The organism is Corynebacterium sp. ACRPQ (assembly GCF_022347225.1).
GTDB lineage: Bacteria > Actinomycetota > Actinomycetes > Mycobacteriales > Mycobacteriaceae > Corynebacterium > Corynebacterium tuberculostearicum_D.
On sequence record NZ_JAKRNF010000035.1, the window covers coordinates 1 to 6,335 of the forward strand.

The 6,335-nt window shown below is 60.3% G+C and carries 4 protein-coding genes; 2 read left to right on the forward strand and 2 right to left on the reverse strand.

Going from position 1 to position 6,335, the window contains the following annotated elements:
* The coding region (locus MHY24_RS11890) for an IS3 family transposase (RefSeq protein WP_239230518.1) at positions 1–87 on the forward strand (87 nt) is incomplete at its 5' end.
* 72 nt (positions 88–159) lie between these two features.
* Here MHY24_RS11890 and MHY24_RS11895 read toward each other — a convergent pair.
* Together MHY24_RS11895 and betT are read right to left on the reverse strand one after the other, a co-directional pair.
* The gene (locus MHY24_RS11895; protein WP_239230909.1) at positions 160–1,737 is read right to left on the reverse strand and encodes an aldehyde dehydrogenase family protein; all 1,578 of its coding nucleotides are present in this window, start codon (positions 1,735–1,737) and stop codon (positions 160–162) included.
* Positions 1,738–1,782: 45 nt separating this feature from the next.
* The gene (betT, locus tag MHY24_RS11900) at positions 1,783–4,032 is read right to left on the reverse strand and encodes a choline BCCT transporter BetT (protein WP_239230912.1); all 2,250 of its coding nucleotides are present in this window, start codon (positions 4,030–4,032) and stop codon (positions 1,783–1,785) included.
* Positions 4,033–4,365: 333 nt separating this feature from the next.
* On the opposite strand from betT, the gene betA reads away from it, so the two are divergent.
* Positions 4,366–6,141 carry a choline dehydrogenase gene (gene betA / locus MHY24_RS11905; RefSeq protein ID WP_239230915.1) on the forward strand — a complete coding sequence of 592 codons (1,776 nt, stop codon included), beginning with the start codon at positions 4,366–4,368 and terminating at the stop codon, positions 6,139–6,141.
* The last annotated feature ends 194 nt before the right edge of the window (positions 6,142–6,335 follow it).

A 6,335-nucleotide genomic window follows, 5' to 3' on the forward strand; every position in this document is an offset into this window, starting at 1 on the left:
TACAACACCGAACGCATCCAACAACGACTCAAGGGCCTGACCCCGATGCAATATCGAAATCAGACCCTTGAAGCCCTAACCGCCTAGAATTAAACCAGTCCAACTTTCGGGGGCCAGTTCACCGAGCAGCGGGGGCTGACTGTTATGCGGCCGGCTTAGTTACTGCAGGCCAAACTGATCCCAAGCGGCAGGGGAGAGGTTCTGGTACACGTGCTTGTGCTCCTGGTACTCAGCCAAGCCGGTGGGGCCAAGCTCGCGACCGTTGCCGGACTGCTTGAAGCCGCCCCATTCTGCCTGCGGCAGGTATGGGTGGAAATCGTTGATCCAGATGGTGCCGTGGCGCAGGGCGCGGGCTACGCGCTCGGCGCGGCCGGCGTCGGAAGTGTAGACGGCGCCTGCCAGGCCGTACTCGGTGTCGTTGGCGATCTCGATGGCCTCCTCCTCGGTGGTGAAGGTCTCGATGGTCACGGTCGGGCCGAAGGCCTCGTCGTGCACGCAATCCATCTCGCGGGTAGCACCATCGATGATGGTTGGCAGGTAGTAGACACCAGCGCCCAGGTCGGTGGTGCCGGTGCCGTGCTGGCCATTGGTGTCCTCGCTGGTAGCCGCGCGGCCACCGGTGAGGATCTTGGCGCCCTGCTCGCGAGCCTTGTCCACGTAGGCGGCGACTTTCTCGCGGTGATCGGCGGAGATGAGCGGGCCGGTCTCGGCCTTTTCATCGGTCGGGCCGCCGATCTTGATCTTATTGGCGCGCTCTACCAAGGCGTCGACGAACTTATCGTGCAGGGACTCTTCCACGACGATGCGGGAGCCTGCGGAGCAGACCTGGCCGGAGTGGAAGAAGGCGCCATTGAGGGCGTTGTCCACGGCGACGTCGAAGTCGGCATCGGCGAAGATGACGTTCGGGTTCTTGCCACCGAGCTCGAGCGCGGTGCGCTTGACGGTCTCAGCCGCATTCTTGGCGATGATCTTGCCGGTAACCAGGCCACCGGTAAAGGAAACCATGTCCACGTCCGGGTGCTGGGACAGCGGGTTGCCGCAGTTAGCGCCAGCGCCGGTGATGAGGTTGCCCACGCCGTCCGGCAGACCGCATTCCTTAAGGGCGGCCATGAGCAGCATGGCGGTGTGCGGGGTGAGCTCCGCCTGCTTGAGGACGAAGGTATTGCCGGCGGCCAGGGCCGGGCCCACCTTCCAAGAGACCTGCAGCAGCGGGTAGTTCCACGGGGTAATCAGGCCGCAGACGCCAACGGGCTCGGCGTCGATGCGCGAGCGCAGGTTGGGATCCTGTGGGTCGACTACGCGGCCGGCCTGGTGCTGGGCCAGGGTGCCGAAGAACTCGAAGGCGTTGGCGATGTCATCCATATCGCCCAGGGACTCCTCGTAGCGCTTGCCGGTATCGGCGGACTCGGCTTGGGCGAAAAGCTCCTTGTGCTCGCGGATGAAATCGGCCACGCGGATGACGAGCTTGCCGCGCTCGGCGGACGGGGTATTGGCCCACTCGCCGTTGTCGAAGTTTTCACGTGCAACCTTGATGGCGCGCTCGGTGTCCTCGTCGGAGGCCTCGGAGACCAGGCCGACGGTGGAGCCATCGGCCGGGCAGATGATCGTACGGGTCTCGCCGCTTTGGGCGGCTTCCCACTTACCGTTGATGAACAGGGACTTTGGGGCGCCGTCGGCATGCACGCCCTTCAGCAGATCGGTCTGGGTGGGGTCGAACAGAGTGTTCTGGGTGCTCAAGTGAAAAGCAACCTTTCTCTCATAGAGGTAGTTGTACTGGCCAGCTTAGCTATCTTCGCGCCAGGTGCGCTCGGGCTCGGCGCCGTCGGAGACGTCGGAATCGCCCGGCTGGGTCTGCTGCATGTAGAGGAAGGCCAGGTGACGCTCGTAGAGGTCCAGCACGTTATTGATGATCTGGTTCTCGGAATAGCCGTAGACGTCATAGCCCAGCGAACCGGTCATGTCGTAGACCTCGAGGCGGTAGTACTCATCGCCCTCGCCCGTGCTGAAGTCGGGGCGCTCGGCCGCGACCGGGAAGAGCTGGTAGCGGAACATGCGCTCATTGTGCAGCTTAACCTCGAGGTCGAGCTGGGGAAGTTCGACATCGGGAAGCTCGCTGGTGAGCAGAAGCGCATCGTAGCCGCGGCTGCGCATGTGCGTTGCCACCTGCTCGAGGGCGTAGGTAGCGGTCTCGCGCAGGTAGGTATCCATTTCCTGCTTGGAGGGGAAGGTGTTGGCGCGGTCGAGGCGATTCTTCCAGAGGTTGGAATCCGAAGGCTCGCGCTCGGTACGGGAAGAAATCACGCCGTGCATAGCGGTGGTGCGGGCCTCGCGCTGGATATTTTCCAGGCGCAGGGACTTCCACAGCGAGAACATGATGAGGTAAACCACGAACGCGAAAGGCAGGCCCATCACGACGGTTGCGGACTGCACGGTAGCGATGCCATCGATCTGCAGCAGAGCCAAGGTCAGCGCACCTACGGTTACGGACCAGAAGATGCGCAGCCAGCGGGAACCGTCCTGGCGGTTATCGGTAATGCGGGAGGTGAAGTTGGACATCACCAACGCGCCGGAATCGGCCGAGGTGATGTAGAGCAGCAGGCCGATGAACGTGGTCAAGAAGATGACGATGGCAGAGCCCGGGAATTCCTGCAACATATCGTAGAAGCCCTGCTCTGGCACGGTAATCGCATTTTCGGCGAATTCGGGGTAGTCACCGGAGCGGACCATGTCTAAGGCGGTGTTGCCGAAGAAGGACATCCACATCAGGATGAACAGGAACGGGAAGGTCAGGGTGCCGAAGATGAACTGGCGCAGGGTGCGGCCGCGGGAGATGCGGGCCAGGAAGAGACCAACGAAGGTCGCCCAAGCAATCCACCATGCCCAGAAGAAGAGGGTCCAGGACTGCATCCAGGTATCGGCGGCCGCCTGGTCCTCGGCGAAGGCAAAGGTCTCCATGGTCCAAGATGGGAACTTCGAGACATAGTCGCCGATATTGGTCACGATGGCATCGAAGAGGTACGCGGTCTTGCCGAAGACGACGACGTAAATCATCAACGCGATGGCCAGGTAGACGTTGAGCTCGGAGAGGAAGCGGATGCCCTTATCCACGCCGGATACGGCCGAGAGGGTCGCAATAGTGATAGCGATGATGATGAGCGCGGCCTGCAGACCGAAGCTCTGTTCAAAGCCGAAGATGAGGTGAATGCCATAGGACAGCTGCACCACGCCGATGCCCAGGGAGGCGGTAACACCGAAGACAGTGCCCAACATGGCGGCGATGTCGACAGCGGAGCCGATAGGGCCATGCACGCGCTTGCCGATGAGCGGGTAGAGCGCGGAGCGAATAGCCAGCGGCATATTCAGGCGGTAGGCAAAGTAGCCGAAGGCCATGCCCATGAGGGCGTAGAGGGCCCAGCCGGTCAGGCCATAGTGGAACATGGCGTAGACCACGGCTTCCTTGGCGGCCTCCATAGTCTCGCCCTCGCCCACGGGCGGCGCCATGTACATGGTGACCGGCTCGGCGACGGCGAAAAACATAAGATCCACGCCAATGCCGGCGGCAAAGAGCATGGACACCCAGGAGAAAGTATTGAATTTGGGCCGCGAGTGGTCCGGGCCTAAGCGGATATTGCCGGCATTGGAGATGGCAATATAAAGGACGAAAACCACGGCGATGGTGGCGGTGAGAACATAGAACCAGCCGAGGTTGGTACCAATCCAGCCGGTGACATTGGCCAGGGTCTCCGCCGCCGATTCACGGCCAAAGCCGGCGTAGAGCACCATGGCGATGATCAACACGCCAGAGATAATAAATACCGGCCAGTTGGTTTTGGGGGCGGGGACCTCGGCTGCGCCTACATCATCGCCGGTTTCTGCCTTATAGCTGCCGACGAGGGCGCGGACTTGGTAGCGCGGGCTGCGCTTCTTGGGCTCTCCAGATGGGGTTGCGAGAGAGGTGTTTTTACCCCCTTGTTGGGGGTCTTTATTGGAAGTGTGAGACTCCTCAGGATCGTGAGGGTCAAAGTTAGCCATCTACTTCTCCTATTGTTGGTTGGTTTGGGCCGAATCTTTCGCACGAGTGCCCCAAAAGTCTCACAAGATCGCAGGGAGAGATAGGTGAGTGAAATGAATCATATTAGGGCGAACTATGCGCAAAGACTTCGGATTTCATCTCCAGAGACATCCATCCGGACAAGGTAAATATACATTAAGATGGGCAAACTTCTAGAGGGATGTGTACTCTGGAGATAGTGCCCGCACATAAGGCGATGTGAATAAATACAGACTTTTGTATAAATTACAATATTTTCACTTCCGGTGGGGCAATCTTGACGTGTGAAATATTTCACAGAAAGAAGGGGATTTATGGGTTTTATGGACAAGCTGACCAAAAAGCGCTCCGCTAAAAAGGTCACCGATGAAGTAAGCGACGTAGTCGTCGTTGGCGGCGGCTCCGCAGGCTCCGTCATCGCCGCACGCCTGACCGAAGACAAGAACACCCGCGTGCTGGTCCTTGAGGCTGGCCGCCCAGATTCCCTGTGGGATCTGTTTATTCACATGCCGTCCGGTTTCTCTTTCCCAATCGGTGCAAAGAACTATGACTGGATGTACGAGTCCGATCCGGAGCCGGAGATGAACGGCCGCCGCGTTTACCATGCCCGCGGCAAGGTTCTCGGCGGATCTTCTTCCATCAACGGCATGATCTACCAGCGCGGTAACCCGATGGACTATGAGAAGTGGGGCCAGAACCCGGGCATGGAGAACTGGGATTTCGCCCACTGCCTGCCGTACTTCAACCGCATGGAAACCGCCGCTGCGGCCGAGCCGAATGACCCGCGCCGTGGCCACGATGGCCCGCTGTACCTCTCCCGCGGTCCGGCTACCTCCGAGCTCTTCCAGGCCCTGTTCAAGTCTGTGCAGGAAGCCGGCTACAACCTGACCAATGACGTCAACGGTTACCGCCAGGAGGGCTTCGCTCCGTTCGACCGTAATATTAAGAACGGCAAGCGCTGGTCCGCTGCCCGTGCCTACCTCTACCCCAATATGGATCGCGAGAACCTCGAGATCCGCACCCGCGCTTTCACCACCAAGATCCTCTTCGAGGGCCAGAAGGCCGTCGGCGTCGAGTACGAGTGGCAGGGCGGCGTTCACCGCGTTTATGCCGAAAAGATCGTGCTGTCCGCCGGTGCCATTAACACCCCGCAGCTGCTGGAAATCTCCGGCATTGGTGACCGTGAGATTCTGGAAAAGCACGGCATCGACGTCGTCAAGCACCTGCCAGGTGTGGGCGAGAACCTGCAGGACCACCTCGAGGTCTACATCCAGTATGAGACCACCAAGTCCACCGCTTCCTCCCAGCCTTACCTGGATAAGTGGCGCTGGCCGTTCATGGGCCTGCAGTGGCTGCTGACCCACAAGGGCCCGGTTGCTACCTCCCACTTTGAGGGCGGCGGCTTCGTGCGCTCCAATGAGAATGAGGATTACCCGAACCTCATGTTCCACTTCCTGCCGATGGCTGTGCGTTATGACGGCCAGAAGGCGGACGTCAAGCACGGCTTCCAGTGGCACGTTGGCCCGATGTTCTCCGATACCAAGGGTCACGTTCACATCAAGAGCGCCGATATCCACGACAAGCCGTCCATCCTCTTCAACTACCTGAAGACCGACCAGGACCGCCGCGAGTGGGTAGAGGCAGTACGCGTTGCCCGCTCCCTACTGGATACCAAGGCCATGGAAGAAGTTGGCGCCCGCGAGTTCAGCCCGGGCGTGGATGTCCAGACCGATGAGGAAATCCTGGAGTGGGTCCGCAACGACGGCGAGACCGCGCTGCACCCATCCTGCACCGCCAAAATGGGCGCGGAGTCTGATCCGATGGCCGTCGTTAACCCGGACACCATGGGCGTATGGGGCGTTGAAGGCCTCTACATTGCGGATGCCTCCGTCTTCCCGTCTGTGACCAACGGCAATATCTACGCCCCAACCATGATGGTGGGCGAGAAGGCTGCCGACCTCATCGCCGGCCGCACCCCGCTCGAGCCGAACCACGCCGAATGGTACAAGGCCAAGCAGGATATGCCGCTTTACGCTGAGGGCGAAGCAGTCCGCGATCACAAACACTCCATCCAGGGCGCTGACCACTAAGCACCCTCCCGCTGGATTGCTCTAGCGCCGCGTTTCCCATCCTTGGTGGCGCGGCGCTTTTGCTTGCCGACGTCCATTACGTTGTTGGCAGTTCCGCTTGAAGGGGCCCAGGATTCGTACTCCTAGCCCCATGCTGGGGCAGGTTATGTTTATCTGCGTTCCTTCTGCCTTGTGGCAGTGGAACTAGTCGCTGG